This is a genomic window from Noviluteimonas gilva (assembly GCF_009740395.1).
GTDB lineage: Bacteria > Pseudomonadota > Gammaproteobacteria > Xanthomonadales > Xanthomonadaceae > Noviluteimonas > Noviluteimonas gilva.
Window position 1 is genome coordinate 791,737 of sequence record NZ_WOXT01000001.1, and the last position, 24,685, is coordinate 816,421.

The 24,685-nt window shown below is 68.1% G+C and carries 23 protein-coding genes; 11 read left to right on the forward strand and 12 right to left on the reverse strand.

The genetic code is table 11. From position 1 onward, the window contains the following. Nucleotides 1-11: 11 nt before the first annotated feature. Nucleotides 12-209 (reverse strand): hypothetical protein, encoded by a 198-nt coding sequence (locus GN331_RS03630; RefSeq protein WP_156640388.1) that lies wholly within the window; start codon nucleotides 207-209, stop codon nucleotides 12-14. Between the two features lie 21 nt (nucleotides 210-230). Next, nucleotides 231-542 carry a DUF2782 domain-containing protein gene (locus GN331_RS03635; RefSeq protein WP_156640390.1) on the reverse strand — a complete coding sequence of 104 codons (312 nt, stop codon included), beginning with the start codon at nucleotides 540-542 and terminating at the stop codon, nucleotides 231-233. A gap of 92 nt (nucleotides 543-634) precedes the next feature. Between GN331_RS03635 and polA the strand changes: the two genes are divergently transcribed. Further along, nucleotides 635-3,412 carry a DNA polymerase I gene (gene polA / locus GN331_RS03640; RefSeq protein WP_156640392.1) on the forward strand — a complete coding sequence of 926 codons (2,778 nt, stop codon included), beginning with the start codon at nucleotides 635-637 and terminating at the stop codon, nucleotides 3,410-3,412. A 305-nt stretch (nucleotides 3,413-3,717) separates the two neighbouring features. Then, nucleotides 3,718-4,188 carry a DUF421 domain-containing protein gene (locus GN331_RS03645; protein ID WP_156640394.1) on the forward strand — a complete coding sequence of 157 codons (471 nt, stop codon included), beginning with the start codon at nucleotides 3,718-3,720 and terminating at the stop codon, nucleotides 4,186-4,188. Here the strand turns inward: GN331_RS03645 and hemF are convergent. The 4 genes from hemF to GN331_RS03665 all read right to left on the reverse strand — a co-directional run bounded on the left by hemF (nucleotide 4,160) and on the right by GN331_RS03665 (nucleotide 8,149). Further along, complete coding sequence (hemF, locus tag GN331_RS03650; protein WP_156640396.1) at nucleotides 4,160-5,119, reverse strand: oxygen-dependent coproporphyrinogen oxidase; 960 nt, start codon at nucleotides 5,117-5,119, stop codon at nucleotides 4,160-4,162. The genes GN331_RS03645 and hemF overlap by 29 nt on opposite strands. A 34-nt stretch (nucleotides 5,120-5,153) precedes the next feature. Next, nucleotides 5,154-6,392: a heme biosynthesis protein HemY gene (locus GN331_RS03655; protein WP_156640398.1), complete on the reverse strand. Its 1,239-nt coding sequence runs from the start codon at nucleotides 6,390-6,392 to the stop codon at nucleotides 5,154-5,156. Between the two features lie 31 nt (nucleotides 6,393-6,423). Continuing rightward, nucleotides 6,424-7,395 carry a uroporphyrinogen-III C-methyltransferase gene (locus tag GN331_RS03660; RefSeq protein WP_331713353.1) on the reverse strand — a complete coding sequence of 324 codons (972 nt, stop codon included), beginning with the start codon at nucleotides 7,393-7,395 and terminating at the stop codon, nucleotides 6,424-6,426. Nucleotides 7,396-7,456: 61 nt separating this feature from the next. After that, nucleotides 7,457-8,149 (reverse strand): uroporphyrinogen-III synthase, encoded by a 693-nt coding sequence (locus GN331_RS03665; protein WP_331713354.1) that lies wholly within the window; start codon nucleotides 8,147-8,149, stop codon nucleotides 7,457-7,459. A gap of 128 nt (nucleotides 8,150-8,277) precedes the next feature. Here GN331_RS03665 and GN331_RS03670 point away from each other — a divergent pair, with 128 nt between their 5' ends. The 5 genes from GN331_RS03670 to GN331_RS03690 all read left to right on the forward strand — a co-directional run bounded on the left by GN331_RS03670 (nucleotide 8,278) and on the right by GN331_RS03690 (nucleotide 11,356). Then, entirely contained in the window at nucleotides 8,278-8,736 is a 459-nt protein-coding gene (locus GN331_RS03670) for a YiiD C-terminal domain-containing protein (protein WP_156640402.1), read from the forward strand. A gap of 31 nt (nucleotides 8,737-8,767) precedes the next feature. Next, nucleotides 8,768-9,193, forward strand: coding sequence for a hypothetical protein (locus GN331_RS03675; RefSeq protein WP_156640404.1), 426 nt, complete (start codon nucleotides 8,768-8,770; stop codon nucleotides 9,191-9,193). A 74-nt stretch (nucleotides 9,194-9,267) separates the two neighbouring features. Beyond that, nucleotides 9,268-9,702 carry a rhodanese-like domain-containing protein gene (locus tag GN331_RS03680; RefSeq protein ID WP_331713355.1) on the forward strand — a complete coding sequence of 145 codons (435 nt, stop codon included), beginning with the start codon at nucleotides 9,268-9,270 and terminating at the stop codon, nucleotides 9,700-9,702. 91 nt (nucleotides 9,703-9,793) lie between these two features. Continuing rightward, nucleotides 9,794-10,297 carry a protein-export chaperone SecB gene (gene secB / locus GN331_RS03685; RefSeq protein WP_156640406.1) on the forward strand — a complete coding sequence of 168 codons (504 nt, stop codon included), beginning with the start codon at nucleotides 9,794-9,796 and terminating at the stop codon, nucleotides 10,295-10,297. Between the two features lie 6 nt (nucleotides 10,298-10,303). Beyond that, nucleotides 10,304-11,356, forward strand: coding sequence for an NAD(P)H-dependent glycerol-3-phosphate dehydrogenase (locus GN331_RS03690; RefSeq protein ID WP_156640407.1), 1,053 nt, complete (start codon nucleotides 10,304-10,306; stop codon nucleotides 11,354-11,356). A gap of 60 nt (nucleotides 11,357-11,416) precedes the next feature. On the opposite strand, the gene GN331_RS03695 is transcribed toward GN331_RS03690, so the two are convergent. Together GN331_RS03695 and GN331_RS03700 are read right to left on the reverse strand one after the other, a co-directional pair. Continuing rightward, nucleotides 11,417-12,037, reverse strand: coding sequence for a hypothetical protein (locus GN331_RS03695; protein WP_156640409.1), 621 nt, complete (start codon nucleotides 12,035-12,037; stop codon nucleotides 11,417-11,419). A gap of 215 nt (nucleotides 12,038-12,252) precedes the next feature. Beyond that, nucleotides 12,253-12,816 (reverse strand): outer membrane beta-barrel protein, encoded by a 564-nt coding sequence (locus tag GN331_RS03700; RefSeq protein ID WP_156640411.1) that lies wholly within the window; start codon nucleotides 12,814-12,816, stop codon nucleotides 12,253-12,255. Nucleotides 12,817-13,211: 395 nt separating this feature from the next. Between GN331_RS03700 and rpoH the strand changes: the two genes are divergently transcribed. Beyond that, nucleotides 13,212-14,093, forward strand: coding sequence for an RNA polymerase sigma factor RpoH (gene rpoH, locus GN331_RS03705; RefSeq protein WP_156640413.1), 882 nt, complete (start codon nucleotides 13,212-13,214; stop codon nucleotides 14,091-14,093). Nucleotides 14,094-14,144: 51 nt separating this feature from the next. On the opposite strand, the gene GN331_RS03710 is transcribed toward rpoH, so the two are convergent. After that, nucleotides 14,145-15,398, reverse strand: coding sequence for an NAD(P)/FAD-dependent oxidoreductase (locus GN331_RS03710; protein WP_156640415.1), 1,254 nt, complete (start codon nucleotides 15,396-15,398; stop codon nucleotides 14,145-14,147). A gap of 53 nt (nucleotides 15,399-15,451) precedes the next feature. Further along, the gene (locus GN331_RS03715) at nucleotides 15,452-17,629 is read right to left on the reverse strand and encodes a primosomal protein N' (protein WP_484549311.1); all 2,178 of its coding nucleotides are present in this window, start codon (nucleotides 17,627-17,629) and stop codon (nucleotides 15,452-15,454) included. A gap of 480 nt (nucleotides 17,630-18,109) precedes the next feature. On the opposite strand from GN331_RS03715, the gene GN331_RS03720 reads away from it, so the two are divergent. Beyond that, on the forward strand, nucleotides 18,110-19,711 hold the full coding sequence (locus tag GN331_RS03720; protein ID WP_156640419.1) for a DUF3106 domain-containing protein: 1,602 nt from the start codon (nucleotides 18,110-18,112) through the stop codon (nucleotides 19,709-19,711). A 7-nt stretch (nucleotides 19,712-19,718) separates the two neighbouring features. Here the strand turns inward: GN331_RS03720 and GN331_RS03725 are convergent, their stop codons facing one another. Both GN331_RS03725 and GN331_RS03730 read right to left on the reverse strand, forming a co-directional pair. Beyond that, nucleotides 19,719-20,030 carry a DUF4286 family protein gene (locus GN331_RS03725; protein ID WP_156640421.1) on the reverse strand — a complete coding sequence of 104 codons (312 nt, stop codon included), beginning with the start codon at nucleotides 20,028-20,030 and terminating at the stop codon, nucleotides 19,719-19,721. 2 nt (nucleotides 20,031-20,032) lie between these two features. Further along, nucleotides 20,033-21,208, reverse strand: a complete 1,176-nt coding sequence (locus GN331_RS03730) for a DUF3667 domain-containing protein (RefSeq protein WP_156640423.1) — start codon at nucleotides 21,206-21,208, stop codon at nucleotides 20,033-20,035. Nucleotides 21,209-21,287: 79 nt separating this feature from the next. On the opposite strand from GN331_RS03730, the gene GN331_RS03735 reads away from it, so the two are divergent. Next, nucleotides 21,288-22,661, forward strand: a complete 1,374-nt coding sequence (locus GN331_RS03735) for an MATE family efflux transporter (RefSeq protein ID WP_156640425.1) — start codon at nucleotides 21,288-21,290, stop codon at nucleotides 22,659-22,661. 94 nt (nucleotides 22,662-22,755) lie between these two features. Next, the gene (gene sppA / locus GN331_RS03740) at nucleotides 22,756-24,654 is read left to right on the forward strand and encodes a signal peptide peptidase SppA (protein WP_156640426.1); all 1,899 of its coding nucleotides are present in this window, start codon (nucleotides 22,756-22,758) and stop codon (nucleotides 24,652-24,654) included. Nucleotides 24,655-24,685 lie beyond the last annotated feature (31 nt).

Genomic DNA, 24,685 nt, shown 5'->3' on the forward strand with positions numbered 1-24,685 from the left:
GCGAATGCGCTTCAGCGCGCGTCAGCCACCGACGCCTGCAACGCACTCGCCAGCGCGGCATCGCCGCTGACCAGGTCGGTCCAGGCGAGTTCCAGGCCCTTGCGGCGGCCTTTCTCGACGAGCTTGAGGCCATCCGGGCCGATCGTCAGCGTGTACACCTGGTCGCCGATCTGCACTTCGCGGCGCATGGGCTTGTCGAGCTTGGTCATCGCGTGCTCCCCGGAAGAGAATTACCAGCCATAGAGCTTGAAATAGACGGGCACGTTGCGCGTGCCGTCGCTGTTGCGGTCCAGGCGGCCGTCGCCGTCGGAGTCGGTCACGTAGTAGGTCGGGCCGTTCTTCGGCACGACGCGCACCATCGCGATGGCGCCGGCGACGCGGTACTCGGTGACGACGTCGCCGTTGGACTCCGTGCGCGTGGCCTGCTCCGATCCTTCGGGGATCGGCGGCTGTGTCGGATCCTGCGGGGCGGTGGCGCAGCCTGCCGCGAGCGCCAGGACGGCGAGTGCGGTGAAGACGTGCGCGGGACGTGTGCGGGTCATGACAGCCCTCCTCCCTGCGGGATACGGAAGGGGAGCTTACGTCCGGCCGCCGTAAAGCCGTGGTGTGCGCCGCGAGACATTAGAATCACGGGATGCCAAGACTGGTCCTGATCGACGGGTCCTCGTACCTGTACCGCGCGTTCCACGCGCTTCCGCCCCTCACCAACAGTGCCGGCGAGCCCACCGGGGCCCTGTTCGGCGTGGTGAACATGCTGCGGGCCACGCTCGCCGAGCAGCCCGACTGCGCGGCCTTCGTCGTCGACGCACCGGGCAAGACCTTCCGCGACGATCTGTATCCGGAGTACAAGGCCAACCGTTCGGCCATGCCCGACGACCTGCGCGCGCAGGTGCAGCCGATGTGCGAGATCGTGCAGGCGCTCGGTTTCCCGATCCTGCGCATCGACGGCGTGGAAGCCGATGATGTCATCGGCACGCTCGCGCTCGAAGCCGCGCGCACGGGCACGGACGTGACGATCAGCACCGGCGACAAGGACTTCGCGCAGTTGCTGCAACCCTTCGAGAGTGGCGGCAGCATCCGGCTGATCAACACGATGAGCGGCAGCGTGTTGGACACCGATGACAGCGTGATGGCGAAGTTCGGCGTCCATGCGCACCAGATCGTCGACATGCTGGCCCTGATGGGCGACACGGTCGACAACGTGAAGGGCGTGGACAAGTGCGGCCCGAAGACCGCCGCCAAGTGGCTGGCCGAGTACGGTTCGCTCGACGGCGTGATCACCAACGTCGAGAAGATCGGCGGCAAGATCGGCGAGAACCTGCGCGCCGCGCTGCCGCGCCTGCCGCTCAATCGCGAGCTGGTGACGATCAAGACCGACGTCGCCCTGGATTCGGCCGCGCACGAGTTGAATCTGCGCCCGCGTGACGTCGACACGCTGAAGATCCTCTACGCGCGTTACGGCTTCAATGCGGCGCTGAAGGAACTCGGCGGTACGCCGCCGCCGTCGGCGAGCGAGCGCAAGGTGTCGATGCGCGGCACCGAAGCGGGCTGGGCGCGCACGGGCGCGGCGCCGGTCGAGCCGCCCGACGAGAAGCTCGGCCAAAAGGGCACCTACGAAACGATCCTCACGCGCGAGCAGTTCGCCCCGTGGCTCGCGAAGTTGCAGGCGGCTGGTGCCTTCGCGTTCGACACGGAAACCGATTCGCTCGACGCGCTGTGCGCGAACCTGGTCGGCCTGAGCATCGCGACCGAAGCGCACGCGGGCGCCTACATTCCCTTCGGCCACGATTACCCCGGCGCGCCGGCGCAATTGCCGCGCGACGAAGTGCTCGACGCGCTGCGCCCGCTCTTCGCCGATGCCTCGAAGAAGAAGATCGGGCAGCACGGCAAGTACGACCTGCACGTCCTGCGCTGCCACGGCGTGACCGTGCATGGCTACGACGAAGACACGATGCTCGAAAGCTTCGTCTTCAACGCCGGCGCGAGCCGGCACGACATGGATTCGCTCGCCAAGCGGTACCTCGGCTACGACACCGTTCGCTACGAAGACGTCGCGGGCAAGGGCGCCAAGCAGATTCCGTTCTCGCACGTGTCGGTCGAGGACGCGACGCGTTACGCGGCCGAAGACGCCGACGTCGTGCTGCGCCTGCATTCGGTGCTGCGTCCCAAGCTCGCGGCCGAACCGTCATTGGATGCGGTGTACCGCGACATCGAAATCCCGCTGGTGCCCGTGCTCGAGCGCATCGAAGCCAACGGCATCCTGGTCGATGCGGCCGAGTTGCGTCGCCAGTCCGCCGATCTCGGCAAGCGCATGCTCGAAGCGCAGCAGCAGGCCATCGCGCTGGCGGGCCGCACTTTCAGCCTGGACTCGCCGAAGCAGGTGGGCCAGTTGTTGTTCGACGAACTCAAGCTGCCCGTGCAGGTGAAAACCTCCACCGGGCAGCCGAGCGTGAACGAGGAAGCGCTCGAAGCGCTCGCCGATCTGCACGAGCTGCCGAAGATCATCCTCGAATATCGCGGCCTGGCGAAGTTGCGCAGCACCTACACCGACAAGCTGCCGGACATGGTCAATCCCAACACCGGCCGCGTGCACACCAGCTATCACCAGGCGGGCGCGGCGACGGGGCGCCTGGCCTCGTCGGATCCGAACCTGCAGAACATCCCGATCCGCACCGACGACGGCCGCCGCATCCGCAAGGCGTTCATCGCACCGGAAGGCCGGCGCATCGTCGCGCTCGACTATTCGCAGATCGAGTTGCGGATCATGGCGCACCTGTCGGAAGACCCGAACCTGCTGAAGGCCTTCGGCAGCGGCGCGGACATCCATCGCGCGACGGCGGCGGAAGTCTTCGGCAAGGCGATGGACGATGTGTCGAACAACGAGCGCCGCGCGGCGAAGGCGATCAACTTCGGCCTGATGTACGGCATGAGCGCCTTCGGCCTGGCGAAGCAGCTCGGCATCGGCCGCGGCGAGGCGCAGGATTACATCGCGCTGTACTTCTCGCGCTACCCGGGCGTGCGCGACTACATGGAGCGCACGCGGCAGGACGCGCGCGACAAGGGCTTTGTTGAAACCGTCTTCGGGCGCCGCCTGCACCTGGAGAACATCCACGCGCGCAACCAGGGCCTGCGCGCGGGCGCCGAGCGCGCCGCGATCAACGCGCCGATGCAGGGCACGGCGGCGGATATCGTGAAACGCGCGATGATCCAGATCGATCGCTGGCTGGCCGATGTCGGCGGCCGCGCGCTGATGCTGCTGCAGGTGCACGACGAACTCGTTTTCGAGGCCGACACCGCATTCGTGGACGATCTCATCGCCGGCGCGACCCAGCGAATGGCCGCTGCGGCCGAGTTGCGCGTCCCCCTGTTGGTGGATGCCGGCACGGGCGCCAACTGGGACGAGGCGCATTGACGAGCTTGTCGCAGAGATTTGGTTTGTGAGGCCTCTCCGAAAGCAATGAATTAAAACTGAATCCAACGGTTCCTTAACCTGAATCTTCACGAACCATCCATGTATGGGATGGTCATATAGCTCGCGTCAGATGCAAGGTCTGACGCAGATCTCTCCCTCCCCTGGAGTGATCCCCGGAGCGGTGACTCCTCCCCAAGTCCCGTTCCCCAGCCCCGCCGGTCTCCCCCTGGCCAGCGGGGCTTTTTATTGCCTGTCGAAAAGCAGGCCTGCGATAAAGTCGGGCCAAGCCGCCGAAGGGGAATCCGATGTTCGAGCTGTCGATGCCCGTCTGGGAGTACGTGCTGCGGGCCGTCGTGGTCTACGTCGTGCTGCTCGGCATGATCCGGATCTCGGGCAAACGCACGATGGGCCAGTTCACGCCCTTCGACGTGTTGCTGATCGTGCTCCTCGGCAACGCGGTGCAGAACGCGCTGCTTGGAAAAGACACCTCGTTGGTCGGCGGCCTGCTGCTCGCGGCGGTGCTGATCACGCTGAACTGGTCGACCGGGTTTCTTGCCGCGCGCAGCCGCAAGGCGGAGAAACTGATCGAAGGCGCGCCGGTCATCCTCGCGTGCGACGGCGAGTTGTACGCGGACGTGCTGCGCCGCGAATTGGTGAGCAAGAACGACTTCGACGAAGCGCTGCGCCAGGCCGGTGAACTCACGATGGAGGACGTGCGCTACGCGATCCTGGAAACCGATGGGCGGATCAGCGTGGTGCCGAGGAAGAAGGACTGAGTTCGGCCAGCCAATCGCGCGGGCGCAGATAGTCCGCCAGGCGCGCTTCCGCGCTGCCGGCTTCCGGCGTGAACCCGTACTCCCAACGCACCAGCGGCGGCAGGCTCATCAGGATCGACTCCGTGCGCCCGCCGCTCTGCAGCCCGAACAGCGTGCCGCGGTCGAACACCAGGTTGAACTCGACATAGCGCCCGCGGCGATAGAGCTGGAAGTCGCGCTCGCGTTCGCCGAAGGGCATGTCGCGGCGTCGTTCGACGATCGGCAGGTAGGCTTCGAGGAACCCGTCGCCCACCGCGCGCTGGTACGCGAAGTCGCGTTCGAAATCGTCATGCAGGTCGTCGAAGAACAAACCGCCGACGCCGCGCGTCTCATTGCGGTGCTTGAGGAAGAAGTACTCGTCGCACCAGCGCTTGTGCGCGTCGTAACGCGCCTGTCCGCCGAAGGGCTCGCACAACGCGCGCGCCGTGCGATGCCAGTGCAGCACGTCTTCGTCGATCGGGTAATACGGCGTGAGATCGAAGCCGCCCCCGAACCACCACGCCACGGTCTTGCCGTCGCGCATCGCGCGGAAGTGGCGCACGTTGGCGTGCGTCGTGGGGATGTACGGGTTGTTGGGATGGAAGACGAGCGAGACGCCGACGGCGCGCCATGTCGCGCCCGCGAGTTCCGGTCGCGCGGCCGTCGCTGAAGGCGGCAGCTTCGAACCGGAGACATCGGAGAAGCCGATGCCCGCCTGCTCGAACACCGCGCCGTCGCGCAGGATGCGCGTGCGCCCGCCGCCGCCTTCGGCGCGCGTCCACGTGTCTTCGCGGAAACGCGCGACGCCATCCACGCCTTCGACGGCCGCGCAGATGCGGTCCTGCAGGTCGGTCAGATAGCTGCGGACGCGGGCGAAACCGGCGTCGTCTTCCTGTTCGGCGGGCGTGGACATGCGCGGCATTCTAGGCGACGCCGCGTGCCCGCCTTCATTCGCGCAGGCGGGGGACGCCGTGCGCGTCGCGGACCTCGATCGCGGCCTCGTCGGCGATGCGGTCGCGCAGGCCGCGGCCGGGCAGGGCGAGCGTCGGTTCGCCGCGCACCGCGCGCAACGCGTTGGCGTAGGACAGGCGCGCGGATTCGGCATCGCCCGCCGCCGTGTAGCCCTCGGCCAGCGCTTCCCACGCCGCCGCGCCGCCGCCTTGGGCGACCGCGCGGTGCAGCGAGCTCTCGGCGATCGGCCAGGGCTGCAGGCGCGCGAGGGCGCGCAGCGTCGCCGGGCTTTCGGGATGCGCGGCGAGCCAGGTTTCGAGCTGCGTGCGGCGCGCTTCGGGCGAGGCGATGGGCAGTGCGCCGTAACGGTCGACCAGCGCTTCGTCCCATTGGGTCGCCAGCGCCTGTTCGATGTTGCGCGCGGCCGCCACGTCCCAGCGCATGCCCGAGGCGCGCGCGGCGTAGGCGCCGACGACCGCCGGATCGGACTGCAGCGGCTTGGGCAACGCATCCCAACGATCGGCCAACGCATTGGCGTCGGGCGCTTCGGCGAGCGAAGCGGCGGCCCAGCGCGCCTGCAGTGCATCCAGGCGCGCGGCCGGCATCGCTTGTTGCTGGCGAAGCGCGCCGAGCATGCCGTAGGCCTCGTGCGCGCGGCCGAGCGCGGCGAGCGCGTCGGCGCGCAGGATCAGGCCGCGCGGCGGCAAGGGTTGCGCGGCGGGCGCATCGAGGATCGCGAGCGCGGTTGAAGGATCGCCGCCGGCGATCGCGCGTTCTGCGCGCGCGATGGCGCTCGCGAGCGGTGCGCGTTCGGCGAGCGCATCGAGATGACGTTGCGCCGCGGCCGCATCGCCCCGCGCATCGGCGGCCTGTGCGGCGGCGACGCGCGCGACACCCGCGGCTTCGTCGCGCTCGGACGCGAGTTCGAGTTGCTTCTCCGCGCGCGCCCAGTGGCCGAGCTGCAACGCGCCCAGGCCGTCGGTCAAACGCAGGCGCGCCTGGCGATTGCGGAAGCCGCGCCAGCCACGGAACGGCAGCGCGAGCACGGTCCACAGCAGCCACAACGCGAAGACCGCGAGCACCAGCAACAAGGCCGCGCCGACCACCGTGCTGCGGTAGTCGTGGCCGCGGAAACGCACCAGCACTTCGCCCGGATCCTGCACCAGCACCTGCGCGACGAGCGCGCCGACCAGCGCCAGCGCGATCCAGAACAACAGGTTGCGGAACAGGTTCATGCGAACTCCTTTTGCTTGCGATCGGCTGTGATCAGCGCGCCCGCATCGAGCGCAGCTGCGCGAGCGTCGTGCCCACGACCGGCGAGGCGACCGCGAGCTTCTGCGTGCGCAGCCCCTGCAGCATCGTCCTTTGCGCGCGCAGCGCCGGTGAATCCGGCCACAGGCGCGGCAGCCATGCGTCGGCGCGGGCGAGCGCCGCGGCCCAGGCGACGGCATCGCGGCGTTCGAGCGCGGCGCGCGCGAGGGTGAGTTCGATGCCGAGCGCTTCCATCGCCGCGGAGCGATCGCTCGCCGCCTGCAACTGCACGCGATCGCTCGGCTGCACGTCGACCAGGCGCGAGGCGACGCGCTGCCACCAGGGCTTGTCCCCGGCGTCGCCGACCGATTTGGTCGAAGGCAGGCGCGCGAGTTCGGTTTCGATGTTGGTGAGTTTCGTCGACGCATCGCGCACCGGATCGACGCCCTTGGCGTCGAGCGTGGCGCGTTCCTGCGCGAGCGTCTGGCGCAGGCTCAGGTAAGCGGGATCGTCGATGCCGTCGAGCATGCCCGCGGCGAGCGCGTAAGCGCGCCGCGCGCCGTCGAGATCCGACGCGAGTTGCAAGCGTTGCTGCGCCATTCCGAGCAGCATCTCGACTTCGTCCAGACGGATCGCCTGCGCGCCATGGCGATCGGGATCGACGAGCTTGGACACGCTGTCTTCCAGCAAGGCCGCGCGCTGGCCGACGCCGAGCAATTCGTCGCGCAACACGCGGTTCGTCGCCTCGGCTTGCTGCAGGCGTTGTTGCTGCGCGCGTTGTTCGCTGCGCAGCGTGGCGATGCGGTCTTCGAGCGCGGTCAGGCGCTGCGAGGCATCGTCGGCGGCCGCGCGTTCGTGCTTCGCACGCGTGTTCCAGGCGTGCCATGCCCATGCGCCGCCGAGGACAAGCAGCAGCACCACGAGCCACGCCAGGGGCGCGCGGGAACGACGGACCTGCGGTTCGGGCAAGGGATCGGTGTCGAGCACGGTCGGGTGGTGTCGCGAAGGGTGCCGACGATGCTACCGGATGCCGCGTCGTTGACGGCCATCACGCTCCGCGAGCGTCCCGCGCGGCGACCAGGTCGGCGGGCCGGGCGCCTTCGGCCAGCCGCAGGTCGCGGAAGCCGAGGGCGCGCGCTTCGTCGGCGAGGCGTGGACTTCCGGCGAGGACCCGCGCGGCGCGCAGCTTCGCCACCAGGTCGGCGGGCGCGTGTTCGACCAGCGTGCGCAACGCTTCACCGCTGCTCAATGCGATGGCCCACCGGCCGCGCGCGGCACGCAGGGCGGCGAAGGCGCGCGGCGACGGCGCCTGGGCTTCGCGTGCGTAGACATCGGCGCGCAGGACGCTCGCGCCGCGCGCGCGCAATCCCGGTTCGAGGCGATCGCGTCCGCCCGGTGCGGTGACCAGGCCCACGCGCATGCCGGCGATGTCCTGCAGCGCATCCATCGCGAGCAACGCGTCGCTGTCGGCGCGTGCGGGAACGTGCACATCGTCCACGCCCGCGCGACGCAGGGCCGCAGCCGTGCCCGCACCGATCGCGAAGAACTGTTGCGCGCGCTTGCGTTTCAGCGAACCCATCGACGCCGCCGCACGCACGGCATTCGGGCTGGTGAACACCACGCGCGGCGCCGCCAGTGCATCGCGCAATCGCCGCTGTGTCTTCGCGTCACCGCACACCACGATCCGCATCGTCGACAACGCAACGCATCCCATGCCCGCGCGCGCGGCGGCGCGGCGCACGGCGTCATGCTGTCCCAGCGGGCGCAGGGAGATGACGTACCATGCCGGCGATCGTGGACTCGCAGTCTCGCGCATGGCGTGCAGCTTGCGGCGTGCCGCTCCGCCCCGCAATCGCAGGTTCGTTTCCGATGTCGCACGAATACCTCCTGGCCCACCTCGACGCCCACTACCGCGGCATGCCGCCGGTCGCCGCGATGGAGGTGGCGATCGTCGGTTACGACGGACACGCGCTGCGCCTGCGCGCGCCGCTGTCGCGCAACATCAACGACAAGGGTTGCGCGTTTGGCGGCAGCCTCGCCTCGCTGATGACGCTCGCGGCGTGGGGCGTGGTGTCGCTCCACATCCAGGCCGCGGGCATGGAAGCCGAGGTCTACGTCGCCGACAGCCAGATCCGTTACCTCGCCCCGCTGTGGGGCGACCTGGAAGCGCAAGCGCAGGCCGCGCCCGATGTCGACTGGCACGCCTTCCTCGCCACGCTGGCCGAACGCGGCCGCGCGCGCACCGAACTCGTGGCCCGCGTCGCGCTTCCCGAAGGCGGCGATGCGGCGACCTTCGCGGCCCGTTTCGTCGCCTTCCGGAAAGGCTAGGATGCGGGTGTCGAGAACGGGGAAACACGACATGCGGAAGACGCTCCTGCAGTCCATGTGGATGGCGCTGTGCCTGTGCGTGCTCGCACTCGCCGGTTGCGCGACCTCCGAAGGCGCCGCCAGCCAGTTCGATCGCAAGGTCTACGAGTACTCCGCCGCCATCCGCTGGGGCGACTTCGAAGGCGCCTGGACGCTGGTGGATCCGGAATATCGCAAGGCGCATCCGCTCAGCGACATGGAAATGGAGCGCTACAAGCAGGTCCAGATCGCCGGCTATCGCGATCTCGCCACGCAGACGCTGCCCGATGGCGACGTGGTCCGCGAAGTCGAGATCGAGGTGGTGAATCGCCACAGCCTCGCGCAGCGGCAGACGCGCTACACCGAGCACTGGCACTACGATCCGGTCGCCAAGCAGTGGTGGCTGATGGTGGGCCTGCCGGATCTCTGGGAAGACTGAACCTCCCGCTTTTGCGTGCAGGGGCGGGGCGGGCGACAATCGCGGCCCGCTCGCCAACCCCCGGCCGTCACCCTGTGAATTACGACGAACTGCTGGCATTCGCCAGCCGCCACATCTTTTACGTGATCGCCCTGGTGGGCATCACGCTTGCGCTGGGCTACACCGAGATCGTGCGGTTGTTCCGCCCGTTCAAGGCGCTGCGCCCGGCCGCGCTGACCGCGCTGATCAATCGCGAGAACGCGCTGGTGGTCGATTTCTCGGCGATCAACGACTTCGAGAAGGGCCACATCCCCGGCAGCAAGAACGTGGTGTTCAGCCAGTTCGACCCGGACAACAAGGTGCTGGCCAACGCCAAGGCGCTGCCGGTGGTGGCCGTGTGCCGCAACGGCCAGGCCTCCGAAGGCGCGGCCAAGCGCCTGAAGGCGGCCGGCTTCGAACACGTGTACTGGCTCGACGGCGGCATCGCCGCCTGGCAGCAGGCCGAGCTGCCGCTGGTAAAGGGCCGCTGAGCCCCCATTCCTCAGATGGCGGCGCGCGGAACGACCGCGGGCCGCGTGCCATAATCGCCCTCTTTTTCGCAGTATTCCCGGAGCAACAACGATGTCCGAAGAGATCAATCAGCAGCAGCCGGCAGGCGCTTCCTTCACGGTCGAGAAGATCTACGTCAAGGACGTCTCGTTCGAAGCGCCCGGCGCCCCCGGTGTGTTCAACGAAGCCGGCGCGCCCGAGCTGCAGATGAACCTCAACCAGAAGGTGCAGCGCCTGAGCGAGACCGCGTTCGAAGTGGTCCTCGGCATCACGCTGACCTGCAACATCGCCGGCAAGACCGCCTACCTGGCCGAAGTGCAGCAGGCCGGCGTGTTCACGCTGGCGGGCTTCGAAGACGCCGGCATCGACGCGATGCTCGGCACGCAGTGCCCGAACCTGCTCTATCCCTACGCCGCGGCGAGCGTGAGCCACCTGATCCAGTCCGGCGGCTTCCCGCCCTTCTTCATGCAGCCGATCAACTTCGAAGGCCTGTATGCGGAAAACCTGCGCCAGCGCGCGGCCCAGATCGGTTCGGGAACCGACCTCGGCGGCACGGAGACGGTCGGCAACGCCTGACCGCCCATGGCGACGGACCCATCTGACATTCGATTGTCGGTCGCCGTCCTCGGCGCGGGCTCGTGGGGCACCGCGCTCGCTGCGCTGATCGCGCGCCACGGGCACGACACCGTGCTCTGGGGCCGCGACGGCGCCGCGATCGAGGCGATGAACGCATCGCACGAGAACGCCCGCTATCTGCCGGGCGTCAAACTCCCCGAATCGCTTCGCTACACGCACGACATGGCCGCATCCCTCGCGGGATGCGACCTGGTGCTCGTCGTCGTGCCGTCGCACGCGTTCGCCGAAACGTTGCGCTCGCTCGCGCCGCATCGTCCCACGCATGCGGGCGTGGCGTGGGCGACGAAGGGATTCGAACCGGGCTCCGGGCGTTTCCTGCACGAAGTCGCGGGCGACGTGCTTGGTAACAGCGCGCTCGGCGACGACGTGCCGCTCGCCGTCGTCACTGGCCCGTCGTTCGCGAAGGAAGTCGCGCAAGGGTTGCCGACCGCGCTGACGGTGCACGGCGACGCGCCGATGTTCACGCAGCAGGTCGCCGACGTGCTGCACGGTCCCGCGTTCCGCGCCTACACCGGCGACGACATGCTCGGTGCCGAACTCGGTGGCGCGATGAAGAACGTCCTCGCGGTCGCGACGGGCGTGGCCGACGGCATGCAGCTCGGCCTCAACGCGCGCGCCGGCATGATCACGCGCGGCCTCAACGAAATGCTGCGCCTCAACGCGGCGATCGGCGGCAAGGCCGAAACGCTGATGGGCCTGGCGGGCCTCGGCGACCTGGTGCTCACGTGTACCGGCGATCTCTCGCGCAATCGGCGCCTGGGCCTCGCACTCGGTCGCGGGCACAAGCTCGAGGATGCGGTGCGCGAAATCGGGCAGGTCGTCGAATCGATCCAGACCGCCGACGAAGTGATGCGCCAAGCCGATCGCAATGGGATCGAACTGCCGATCTCCGCAGCGGTGCAGGCCGTCCTGCATGGCGACATCACGCCGGCAGAAGGCTTGCAGCGCCTGCTCGCGCGCGACCAGAAACCCGAGTATCCCGAAGCGCTCTTCCGCTGAGCCCATGCGAAAAAAAGCCCGGCGGATCCGGGCTTTTTTCCTCCTGCAGATGCGTTGCGATCAGAACGACGCGCGCACACCCACCGAATAGTGATCCTGGTGCTCGGCGATGTCGGCCTCGCCCACGAGCGACCACGTGCGATTGAAGCGCACTTCCGCGCCCACGGTGCCGCCGAACTCGCCGTCGCTGGACCAATCGTTGGAGTCGGTGTAATTGGCCTTCAGGGTGCCGACGAAGTGTTCGCCGAGCGCGCCACGCACGCCGGCCGACACGCGATACAGGTTGTCCTGTTCGTCGTCGATGTCCTGGCCGAACAGGTCGGCCGACAGATCCTGGCGGATCCAGCTCAATTCGACCACGGCGTTGGCATTGGCCGAGATCTTCGGATGCCAGCCGAAACCGAGCTGCGCTTCCTTCAGGTCGAAGTCGACGAAGTCGTTGTTGCTCGTGTTCTGGAATGCGCCGAACACGTGGTACTCATCGGCGACGTCGACCGAACCGCTCACGTTCCAACCGTCGAAATCGATCGAGAAATCGGCGTCGTCGAGCGACGTGCGGGCCGCGGATGCCTGCACCCAGGTCCACGAAACCGACGTCAGGTTGTTCGAGGTGATGTCCTGCGCGCACGCGCCGAACGATGCGAAGGCCAGTGCGGCCGCCGCGAGAAGCTGCTTCTTCATTTGTTCCCCAAGCCAGATTGAAAAAAAAGCCGCCTCCCCGGCGGCCGCGCGCACCGTAACAAAACAGCCACGATTGCCGAACATGACTCTTGGGGGAGTGACCGGAAGCGGACGCGCAAAAAAGAAGCCCGGCTTTCGCCGGGCTTCGCATCACGCTGCGGGGGGAGGAGGGGGAACGCAGCGCGAATTCGGTGGTGCGTGTTACCAGGTGCGCATTACCAAGTGAATCGCGGGCCGATGAAGTACTGCTTGTCGCCGCCCTGGATGAACTTGATGTCGCCGGCCACGCCCCAGTTCTTGTTGAACTTCACCTGCGCGCCGACCTTGCCGTAGAAATCGCCGTCGACGCGTTCGAAGTCTTCCCAGCCGGCCATCGCGTAGCCCTCGAACATGTCGTTCGCCGCGCCGCGCACGCCGACTTCGGTGCTGTAACCGTCGACGTCGAGGTTCGGGCCCGCATCGAGCTTCTCGTACGCCACGCGCGTGACCAGGTCGATCTTCGGCGCGATCGTGTGGTTGTAGCCGACACCGAAGCGGTACTGGTCGAAGTCGAAGTTCGTGTCGTCGAACTCCTGGTTCTGCCAGCCGCCGAACAGGTGGAAGTTGTCGTGGATCGCGACCGAGCCGTCGAGGCCGAAGCCGTCGGCGTCGAGGCCGGAGTGATTCGGGTCCGTGGCGACGTAGCCGCCCTGGACGTAATTCCAGGAAATGCCGTCGGCGGCCGAGGCAGCGAACGGCGTGGCCGCGAGGACGGCCAGGAGGAGCAAGGAACGCTTCATGCGAAAACTCCAACGATCATGGGGGAAGTGCCGGCTTCCCTTGTGGTCGGGAAGCTCAGCGGTGGCGATCCTTACAATTTCGTTACGAACCGATCCTGAATACAGAACTCGCGAGTTCAGGAACTTTTCCCGATGCATCCGGTCCACGCGGGTGCCCGTAACTTTCTTTGTGACCACCCCCTTGTGGCCTGCGCAGGCGGTCCCCAATCCCTGTGAAGGGGAAATTCCGGGCGATTCAACGGCCTGCCGGCCTGACGCATCGCCCACACCCGGTGTGGCATACGAAGGCCCCGCGATCGATTGGCGCCCAGGGCCGGCGTTTGTTGCATAAATGAAACACTGCGAACTTTTCCTACCCCGTTGTATCCAAGAAGGCCATTGCTAGAATCCCTGCCATGACCCAGAACTCGCTCTCCACCGCCCTCGTCGCGAACAACCTCCCGATCCCCAGTGCCCTGGGTTCGCTGGACGCGTACATCGGTGCGGTGCACCAGATCCCCGTGCTTACCGTCGAAGAAGAGCAGGCGCTCGCGCGCCGCTTCCGCGACGGTGAAGACCTCGATGCGGCCAAGCAGCTCGTGCTCTCGCACCTGCGCTTCGTCGTGCACGTCGCGCGTGGCTACAACGGTTACGGCCTGCAGATCGGCGACTTGATCCAGGAAGGCAACATCGGCCTGATGAAGGCGGTGAAGCGTTTCGACCCGACGGTCGGCGTGCGCCTGGTGAGCTTCGCGGTGCATTGGATCCGCGCCGAGATGCACGAGTACATCCTGAAGAACTGGCGCATCGTCAAGGTCGCCACGACCAAGGCGCAGCGCAAGTTGTTCTTCAACCTGCGCAAGAGCAAGACGCGCCTGGGCTGGATGAATGCCGAAGAAGTGCGCGCCGTCGCCGCGGATCTCAAAGTCTCCGAACGCGAAGTGATGGAGATGGAGTCGCGCCTGTCCGGTCGCGACATCGGCTTCGATGCACCGAGCGACAGCGGCGACGAAGACCACATGCCGCCCGCGCCGGTCTCGTACCTGATGGCGAACGACGAAGACCCGTCGATGGCCTACGAGCGCGCCGACAGCGAAGACAACCAGCTCGAACTGTTGCGCGAAGGCCTCGCGCGCCTGGATGCGCGCTCGCGCGACATCGTCAAGCGCCGCTGGCTGGACCCCGACAGCAAGGTGACGCTGCAGGAACTGGCCGACGAATACGGCGTGTCTGCCGAACGCATCCGCCAGGTCGAAGCGAACGCGCTGAAGAAGATGCGGGCCTTGTTCTCGGCGTAACGCCGGCCGCATCGCTGCACGAAGGAAAACGGCGCCGAAAGGCGCCGTTTTTCATTTCTGCTCGCGCCCCAGCACGATCCGCGCGTTGCGCTGGTAGGTCCAGTACGCCACCGCCCAATCGAGCAGCACGACGATGCGGTTGCGGAAGCCGATCAGGAAGAACACGTGCGCGATCAGCCAGAACGCCCACGCGAAGTAACCCGAGAAACGGAACCCGTGCAGATCCACGACCGCGGCGCGTCGGCCGATCGTCGCGAGGTTGCCGAAATCCTTGTAGCCGAACGGCGGCGGCGCGGCTTGGTTCGTGAGCCGCGCGCGAATCACACGCGCGACGTAGCTGCCCATCTGCTTGGCCGCGGGTGCGACGCCGGGCACCAGACGTTCGCCCCACTTCACCGTCGCCAGATCGCCGGCGACGAAGATCTCCGGATGACCCGGCAGCGTGAGATCCGGTTCGACCGCCACGCGCCCCGCGCGATCCAGCGGCACGTCGAGCGTGCGCGCGAGCGGCGAGGCCGCGACACCCGCGGCCCACAGCACGGTGTGCGCGTCGATGCGCTCCTCGCCCAGCATCAGCCCCGAGGCATCGATGCGCGAGACGGGCACGCCGGTGCGCACGTCGACGCCCAGCCGCGCGAGCGAACGCATCGCCTTCGCCGAGAGTGCCTCGGGGAACGTCGAGAGCACGCGCGGCCCGGCTTCGAGCAACAACACGCGCGTGTTGTCCGGATCGATGTTGCGGAATTCCTTGCGCAGCGTGTGGTGCGCGATCTCCGCGAGCGTGCCCGCGAGTTCGACGCCCGTCGGGCCACCGCCGACGACGGCGAAGGTGAGCAGCGCGGCGCGGCGCGCGGGGTCGGTTTCGGCCTCGGCGCGTTCGAAGGCGGTGAGGATGCGGCGGCGGATCGCGAGCGCATCGTCGAGCGTCTTCAGGCCGGGGGCGTGCGGCGCCCATTCGTCGTGACCGAAATACGCGTGCGTCGCGCCCGTGCATACCAGCAGCGTGTCGTAGGCGATCGACGTGCCGTTGGCCAGCTGCACGTTGCGCGCGGCCTTGTCGACCGCGACGGCCTCGCCCATCAACACCGTGACGTTGGGCTGCCCGCGCAGGATGTGGCGCAGCGGGGCGGCGATGTCGGGCGCGGACAGGCCCGCGGTCGCCACCTGGTACAGCAAGGGTTGGAACAGGTGGTGGTTGCCGCGATCCAGCAGCGTGATGCGGACCGGCGCGCTTGCGAGCGCGCGCGTCGCCCACAAGCCGGCGAAGCCCCCTCCCACGACCACGACATGCGGCACGTCGGCCATCGCGTCCTGCTGTTTCCGTCGTTGACGGACATTCTGGCGCAAGCGCGCGCGGATCAGTAGAGGTCGACGGGGTCCACGTCGAGCGACCAGCGCACGCGCTTGCCTTCGGGCGCGTCGCGCAATGCGGGCAGCGCGGCTTCGAGCGCCGCGTGCAGGGCGCGCCGCTGCGGCGCCGACACGAGCAACTGCGCGCGCTGGAAACCGGCCCGCCGTGGCATCGGCGCCGGCAGGGGGCCGAAGACTTCGACATCGGCGATGCGTGCGTCGTCGATGCAAGCCTTCGCCAGGGCGAGAAACCGCGTATTCGGTTCGGCGGACTTCGCTTCGGCGCGCAACAAGGCCAGGTGCGCGAACGGCGGAAAACCCGCGGCCTCGCGCTCGACAAGTTCCTGCTCGGCGAACGCGCGATAGCCGCCCGCGATCAAGGTCTGCAGCAACGGATGCGTCGGATGGTGCGTCTGCAACCACACCTCGCCCGCGCGCCGCGCTCGCCCCGCGCGCCCGGCGACCTGGATCAGCAACTGCGCGAGCTTTTCGCCCGCGCGAAAATCCGCGGAGAACAAGCCTTCGTCGATGCCGACCACCGCGACGAGCGTGAGGTTCGGCAGATCGTGGCCCTTCGCGAGCATCTGCGTGCCGACGAGGATGCCCGCCCGATCGCCGAGTTCAGCCAACAACGATTCCAGCGCGTCGCGCCGCCGCGTGCTGCCGCGATCCACGCGCAGCACGGGCACGTCGGGAAACAACTCGATCAGGCGCTCTTCCAATCGCTCCGTGCCCACGCCCTGCGGTTGCAATGCGAGGCCGCCGCAATCGGGACACGCCATCGGTGCTGCCTGTCGTGCGCCGCAGTGATGGCACTGCAGGCGACGTCCGCCGGCATGCACCGTCATCGGATGCGGGTGATCGGGCGTGCTGCAGCGCTTGCACGCCGCGCTCCAGCCGCAGTCGTGGCACAACAGCACCGGCGCGTAGCCGCGGCGATTGCGGAAGACGAGCACCTGTCCGCCGGATTCGACGGTCGCGCGCACTTTCGCGATCAACTCCGTCGACAAGCCCGCATCGAGCGCGCGTTTGCGGATGTCGAGCACGCGCACGCTTGGCGGCTTCGCATCGCCGGCGCGCTTCGAAAGCCGCACGTGCGTGAATCGACCGGCCTGCGCGTTGTGCAGCGTCTCCAGCGACGGCGTCGCGCTGCCGAGAACGACGGGAATGCCCAGCGCCTTGCCGCGCACCAGCGCGAAGTCGCGCGCGTGGTAGCGGATGCCGTCCTGTTGTTTGTAGCTGCCGTCGTGCTCTTCGTCGACGACGATCAAACCCGCTTCGGGCAACGGCGTGAACACCGCCGAACGCGTCCCCACGATCACGCGTGCCTCGCCGCGTGCGGCCGCGGCCCAGACGCGGGCGCGCGCGGTGTCGTTGAGCCCCGAATGCAGCGCATGCACTTCGATGCCGAGCCGCGTGCGAAACCGCGCGAGCGTCTGCGGCGTCAATCCGATTTCCGGCACGAGCACGAGCGCCTGCTTCCCGCGCGCGAGGCAGTCGGCGATCGCCTGCAGATACACCTCGGTCTTGCCGCTGCCGGTGACGCCTTCGAGCAGCACGGCGCCGAAACCGTCGTGCGCGACGATCGCTTCGACCGCCGCGCGTTGTTCGTCGTTGAGCGCCGGCCCGGGCGTGCCGTTGCCCGCGACGCGCGCGGGCGTGGTGCGGATCGATTCGGCCAGGCCTTTCGTCGACAGCGCGCGCGCGGCGGTGCGCCAGCCGGGCAGGGTGTCGTCGAGTTCGTCCTCGCTGCGGGCGCGCTGCGCGAGGAGCGTCGCCAATCGATGCGGCATCGCGTCGCGCTTGAGCTTGTCGAGCGACGCGCCTTCGACCAGGCGCCACACGACCTCATCGGTTTCGGGCAACGGCCCGCCCTGGCGCAGGGCCGCGGGCAACGCCGTCGTCAGCACCTCGCCGAGCGGCGCATGCGCGTAGCGCGCCAGCCAACGCAGGGATTCCAGGAGCTCGCCGTGCAACAGCGGTTCGGTGTCGAGAATCGCGACCGCCGACTTCGTTTCGCGCGCACCCGCATCGAGCGGACCGACGGCCGCGACCACACCGATGAGTTCGCGCGGACCGAACGGCACGCGCACGCGCGCGCCCACTTGCACGCTGTCGACCTGCACGCCATCGGGCGCGCGATAGTCGAACAGTCGAGCCAGCGGCAACGGCAAAGCCACACGCAGGACGGTGTCGTCGGAGGACATCGCGTGCAGTCTAAGCGCGCGATGCAACGGACATGAATGCGATCTGCGCATCGCGCCGCAGACGCACCATCGAGTTGCCGGAAATTGTTTCCTAGTTCGTGACGTAAGTCATGCAAGTCGTTGCCACGTAACACCTTTCGTCCTTATCCACACGATCTGTGGATAAATCTGTGCATGACGCGATTCCAGAGCACTCCGCAAGGCAAAAAATGCGAATTAACTCTTCGTTGGTGAAAAAAGTGCCATTGCGTCAGAAGCTTTTCGAATCAAGGCGTTAGGCGTGAAACCAACTTGTAACGCGGCCGCGATCCCTCCCGCGGCGCGGCAATGTGACGGTCCTGTTATCGCTGTGCACAACCGTTTTCGACGAAACCCGCGCGGGGCTTGGAGGAGCGGGCGCAGCGAGGTTCGTCAAGACTTTTTTTAACATGTCGATTTGGTCGCCATCGGGCGGGGCGCGTGGCTATCATCGAAGCCGATGAGTACGCCGCACGCATGACAAGCACGCCGTCTTCCGGCATCGCCGCGACGGGTGCGCCGGCGGCATTCCTGCGTGGCGTCGAACGGCGCGCCGCGGTGTTCGCTTCCCTGCAATGTGGTTCGGTCGATCGCGGCGACGCGGCAGTGGCCGCCGCGCTGCGCGCATTCACGCGGATCGCGCCCGACTCGCCGATGGCGAGCTGGCCGGTCCGCTTCTGGTCCCTGCTGCTCGCCGCCCCCGACCTGCGCCGCAGTGCGGACGACGCGCAATGGCCCGCGACCTGGGCGTCGCTGGCGTCGCTCGGCAACGGACCGCGCGCGGCTTTGCTGCTGCGCCTGGTCGCCGCGCTCGAGATGGACGATGCGGCCGCCGCGTTGGGCGTGACGGCCGAGGCGTATCGCAATGCGCTGCAGCGCGCGATTCCGTATCGCGAGGACGGCACGGCCGATCGCGAGGCCTGGCAGGCGTGGGTCGCCGACGTGCGTGCATCGACCGAAGGCATGCCGGCCGATCGCCTCGCGCGCCTGCATGCGCCGCCGCAGGTGGCCCGCGCGACGCCTGCGCCTGCAACCCCACCACCGCAAACTGCACGCGCGCCTGCGCGCCGCCGGCTCGCGATCGGCGTGGGCGCGATCGTCGCGCTTGCCGCGGGCATCGGCGCGGTCGCGTTGTTGCGTCCGCATTGGTTCGACGCGCTGCCGTTCCGCGGTGAGCTCGTCCGGAGCACGTCGCTGCCGCCGGCCGACGAACCCGTCGCACGCTACGACGCCGACCTGGCCGCGTGGACGCATCGCGACTTCCTCGCCATCGCCGATCCCGATGGCCTGCATCGCGCCGACGAGTTCCCGTTCTTCGCCTGGTATGCGGCGACGCTCGCGGTGCAACCGGCCGCCGATGCCTCGGCGCCGGCGACGCCGGCGAAGGCCGTCGTGCCTGCCGCCGTGCTCGCCGAACCGGCGCCCGCCTTCGTCGCGCCGCCGCGCGCGACGCCGTTGCCCATCCCGCGCAGCATCACGCTGCCGGCCGCGACCGCATCGGCCATCGCAACGGTCCCCGCGCCGTGGCAACAGGAACTGCGCGAGCAGGCCGCGCTATGGCAGGCCTATTCGCCGACGCAACGCCGCGACTTCACGCAACGCGCAGCGCAGTGGGATGCGCAGCCGCGCGAGGTCCGCACGCGCCTGCGCGAACGCTACGCCGCGTGGCGCACGCTGGATCCAGTGTCGTTGGAAGCGATCGAAAGCGCCGTGCAGGCCTTCGCGCACCGCACGCCGCAAGAACAAACGGCGTTGCGTGCGCAGTTCGACGCACTCGACCCGATCGCGCAACGCGGCTGGCTGCTCGGCCCGGCGATCGGCGGCGACTATCCGAAACTGCACGCGCTGCTTGCGCAACTGCCGGAAGCGCAGCACGCGCCGATGCTGCGCGTGCTGCGTCGCATGAACAACGCCGAGCGCGCCGACCTGACGGTGCTCGCGCAACGCGTGCCACCGCAGGACCGCCCCGCGCTGGTGCAAGCCTTGTTGTCGACCGCCGATGCGCAACGCACCGCGTGGTTGCAGGTGCGTTTGGCGCAGTGACTGCGCGTTAGAGCGTCACGTCCCGCAGGATGCGGCGGCGATAGCGCACGCCTTCCTCGCCGAAGCGCGACAGGCCGTCGGCGCGCAGGCGCGGCGCGTGTTCGCGCTGGTAGGTTTCGAGCGCGCCCAGGTCGCTCACGATGTAACGCACGCACAGGCCCTGGCGGCCGGCGGTGGGCAAGGGATCCACGACATCGTGCACCTGCGCCGAGATGAAGCCCGGCAGCGCAAGCAATTCCTGCACGTGCGCGGCGAGCCACTCGCGGTAGGGCGCGGCGATGGCCACGTCGAATTCCAGGTTGACTTCGTAAACGACCATCTTCACATCCAGACTAAGCCCGCCAGCATGGTGAACGCGGCACCGATGCTGAGCAGGACGGAATAACAGACGCCCAGCACGCAGTATTTCAGCAGGGTCATGATCCAGCCTTGACCGTAGACACGTTTCTGCATGATGAGCAGGTACAGCGGCATCCAGATCCCCAGTGCCACCTCACCCAGCTTGATGAGGGAGTGCAGCGGGGAAGCGATGGCACCGAGCGAATCCTGCAACGCCATCAACCCGAACAGCACCAGCAGCGCCAGGCACAGGAACGCATGGCTGTGCAGGGCGACGATCAGGTGTTCCATGTAGAGCCTGCGCTTGAAGGCGTAGGCGATCTTCAGCATCAGCGCGAACAACGGCAGCATCAGGATCAGCGCCGTGGGCACGGTGCTCAGCACCGCGTCCTTGATGAGGTTCGGATCCTTTTCGCCGCGGCGCACATTGTCGCGGAAATGGCCGGCCATATCGTTGAGTTTCCGATTGCCGGCGTCGGGCAGCCACGAGACGTTCACCGGATTCTTCACCGGATCCCACGGTTTGCCGTTGAAGGAGATGTCCTGGTCGCCTTCCTCCTCCTCGGAGGTAACGCCGGGCGGCGGCGGGGCGCGGCCTGCCCTGGAGGCCTCTTCCAGCATCTTGATCCGCCGGTCGGCCTGCGTGTTGATCGCCGCCATGGCCGCGTCCAGGCCCACGCTCACGCCGGGGGTGTCCTCGGTCTCGCGCTTGGCCTTCTCCAGCTCCTTCACCGCCACGCCGCGGCGCGCGTTGACCTCCGCCACGGTGGTCGCCTTCGCGATCGCCTCGTCCCCGGCGCCGTTGAAGCCGACCTTCATGCCGCTGAAGTCGACCGACAACTGCGCCACGAAGAACGTCACGATGCTCAGGAACACGAACAGGCGCACCGGGCTGACATAGCGGATGCGATGGCCGGCGAAATACTCCAGCGACAGATAGCCGGGCTTGGCGAACAACGGCCACAGCGTGCGGAACACGCGCGCGTCGATGTTGAAGACGCTATCCAGGAAGTCGCCGATGATGCTGCTGAAATGGCGCACCAGCCCCTTCACGGGCTGGCCGCAGGCGTGGCAGTGCTCGCCGAGCAAGGGCACGCCGCAGTTCTGGCACGTCGGCCTGGGCGCGGCGGCGCTGTTGTTCGTCATCTCGCTGCCCATGAGGCTCCCCCGTCTGGCCGCTAAGATAGTACGCGGCGCTCGAAAAACCCCGCGCCCCCTTCACGATCAAGCCCTTGCGATGTCCCCCCAGCCCCCGTTCGCGCGGGAACTGCGCACCAGCGCAACCCTCGCCGCGCCCCTCGTCCTCGGCCATCTGTCGACCGGCCTGATCGGTTTCGTCGACAGCGTGATCGCCGGCCACCACGGCACGCGCACGCTCGCGGCCGTCGCCGTGGGCACCGCTTTGTTCTGGCTGCCGATGATGGTGCCGATGGGCACGTTGATGGCCTTCCCGCCCGCGGTCTCGCAACTGGACGGCGCGGGGCGGCGCGGCGAGATCGCGCCGCTGTTCCGCCAGGCGCTGTGGTTGGCGGCGATGTTGGGCGTGGTGTTGTTCGGCTTCCTCAGCGTGGTGACCGTCGCGCTGGAACCGATGGGCATCGCGCCGGAAATCCGGCCGGGCGCGGTCGCGTTCCTGCACGGCATCCGATGGGGCGTGCCGGCGCTGACGCTGTACCTGTGCATGCGCTATCTCAGCGACGGCCTGCATTGGACATTGCCGACGATGGTGCTCGGCTTCGGTGGCCTGGTCGTGCTCGTGCCGATGGGTTACGCGCTCACATGGGGCATCGGCGGATTGCCCGAACTCGGCGCGGGCGGGCTCGGGATCGCGTCGGCGGCGATGATGTGGGCGCAGGCGATCGCGTTCTTCGTCTATCTGTGGCGATCGAAGCGCTTCGCATCGCTGGGCTTGTTCTCGCATTACGAAGGACCGCGCTGGCCCCTGCTGCGCAACCTGCTCGCCACCGGCCTGCCGATCGGCGTGACGGTGATGATGGAAGGCAGCTTGTTCATCGTGACGGCGCTGCTCATCGGGCGACTCGGGGGACTGGAAGCCGCCGCGCACCAGATCGCGATCAACGTGGCGAGCCTGTGTTTCATGATTCCCTTCGGCCTGGCCGAAGCGACGACGGTCCGCGTCGGCCACGCGCTCGGGCGCGGCGATCGCGAAGGCCTGCGACGCGCGGCGTTCGCCGGCTTCGTGCTGATGTTCGCCACGCAGGCGGTGTCGGGCGTGCTGCTGTTGTTCGGCAACCACGCGCTCGCCGGGCTCTACACGGCCGATGCCGCCGTGGCTGCGCTGGCGGCGACCTTGTTGCTGTACGCGGCCGCGTTCCAGTTTCCCGACGGCGTGCAGGTCCTCTCCGCCGGCGCCCTGCGCGGGCTGCGCGACACGCGCCGCCCGATGCTGCTCGCCGGGCTCGCCTACTGGGGCGTCGGCATGCCGCTCGGCGCGGGGCTGGGCCTCGGCCTGGGCTGGGGACCGCAGGGCATGTGGGTCGGTTTGATCGTCGGCCTCACAACCGCGGCCGTCCTGCTGTCGATGCGCTTCTTGCGCTCGTCGCGCCGTGTCCCCATGAACGCAGGCAGTGACAGCGAATCGTCGCCATGACCGACGGCGCATGAATCCCTTACGCGCCTGCCGCTAACCTGTCGATCTCCCGGGGACCACCCCGGCGCACACCTTGTCCAGGAGTTTCACCGCAATGAACGAACCCAGCCGTCGTGGCCCCATCGCCCGCGCCATCGTGGGCATCTGGGATGCCATGAACTTCACGCGGCGCCTGGTGTTCAACCTGGTGTTCTTCGCGCTGCTGATCCTGTTCCTGATGTTCGCGTTCTCGGGCGGTTCGCTTGCGCCCTTGAACGACCGCACCACGCTCGTGATCGCGCCCGAAGGCCGCCTGGTCGAGCAGTACAGCAGCGATGTCGCCAGCCGCGCGTTGTCGAAGGTGATGGGCGATGGCGGCAACGAAGAAGTGCAGTTGCGCGATTTGCTGCGCGCGCTCGACGCCGCGGTGAAGGACAAGCGCATCGAACGCGTCTACGTGCGTTTCGATCGCCTGCAGCCCACCGGTTACGCCTCGCTGCGCGAAGTCGCCGCGGCGCTGGGCAAGGTGCGCGCGTCGGGCAAGCAGGTCGTCGCGTTCGGCGACAGCTACATGCAGGAGCAGTACCTGCTCGCCGCGCAGGCCAACGAGGTGTACCTGGATCCGATGGGCGGCCTGGTGCTCGAAGGCCTCGACCGTTATCGCCAGTACTACCGCGAAGGTTTGCAGGACAAGCTCGGCGTCGACGTGCACCTGTTCAAGGTCGGCGAATACAAGTCGGCCGCCGAGCCGTACGTGCTCGACGCCGCCTCGCCGCAGGCGAAGGAAGCCGACCTGTTCTGGATGAACGATGTGTGGCAGCGCTTCCTCGGCGACATCGCCAAGGCGCGCGACCTGTCCGCGCAGCAGCTCGCCGCCGGCATCGACACCTTGCCCGAAGGCCTCGCCGCCGCGCGCGGCGATCTGGGCCGCTATGCATTGCAGCAGAAGCTCGTCGATGGCTTGAAGACCGAAGAAGAAGTCGATCGCCTGCTCGCCGAACGCGGCGTCGCCGACGCCGATGCCGAAGGCGGTTTCCGCCAGGTCTCGCTCGATACCTACCTGCGCCACATCGACACCACGTTGCCCGCGACCGACATGCGTCCGCAGGTCGCCGTCGTCGTGGCGGAAGGCGAGATCGAAGGCGGCGAGAAGCCGCCGGGCCACATCGGTGGCGTCTCCACCGCCGCGTTGCTGCGCGAAGCGCGCGACGACGAACACGTCAAGGCCGTCGTGCTGCGCGTGGATTCGCCCGGTGGCGAAGTCTTCGCCTCCGAGCAGATCCGCCGCGAAGTCGTCGCGCTGAAAGCCGCCGGCAAGCCGGTCGTCGTTTCGATGGGCGACCTCGCTGCGTCGGGCGGTTACTGGATCTCGATGAACGCCGATCGCATCTACGCCGATCCCTCGACCATCACCGGTTCGATCGGCATCTTCGGCGTGATCCCGACCCTGCCGCGCGCGCTGGGCAAGATCGGCGTGCGCACCGATGGCGTGGGCACGACGCGGTTCGCGGGTGCGTTCGACATCACGCGCCCGCTCGATCCGGCGGTCGGCGACATCGTGCAGTCGGTGATCGACAAGGGCTATCGCGATTTCACCGGGCGCGTGGCGCAGGCGCGCAAGCGTTCGGTCGACGAGATCGATGCCATCGCACGCGGCCGCGTCTGGACCGGCGCGCAGGCGCGCGAACGCGGCCTGGTCGACGACTTCGGTGGCCTGCAGACGGCGATCGCCGACGCGGCGGCGCGCGCGAAGCTCGGCAAGCCCGACGCCTTCAACGTGCATTACATCGAGCGCGAAGCCACGCCGTTCGAACGCTTCTTCGCCGGCTTCGTGTCGAGCCGCGCGGGTGCGGCGATGATGCGCGACTCGGGTTTCGCGCAGGGCGTGGCACGCACGCTCGTCGCGCGCAGCGTGCCGCAGATGGATGCGGACCTGCGCTTCCTCGATGCAGCGCTGCAGCGCAAGCCCGGTGCGCCGGTCAAGGCGCTGGCTTACTGCTTCTGCGAGTTCTGACGAGCGCGGACGTCATGAGCAGACGCACGCT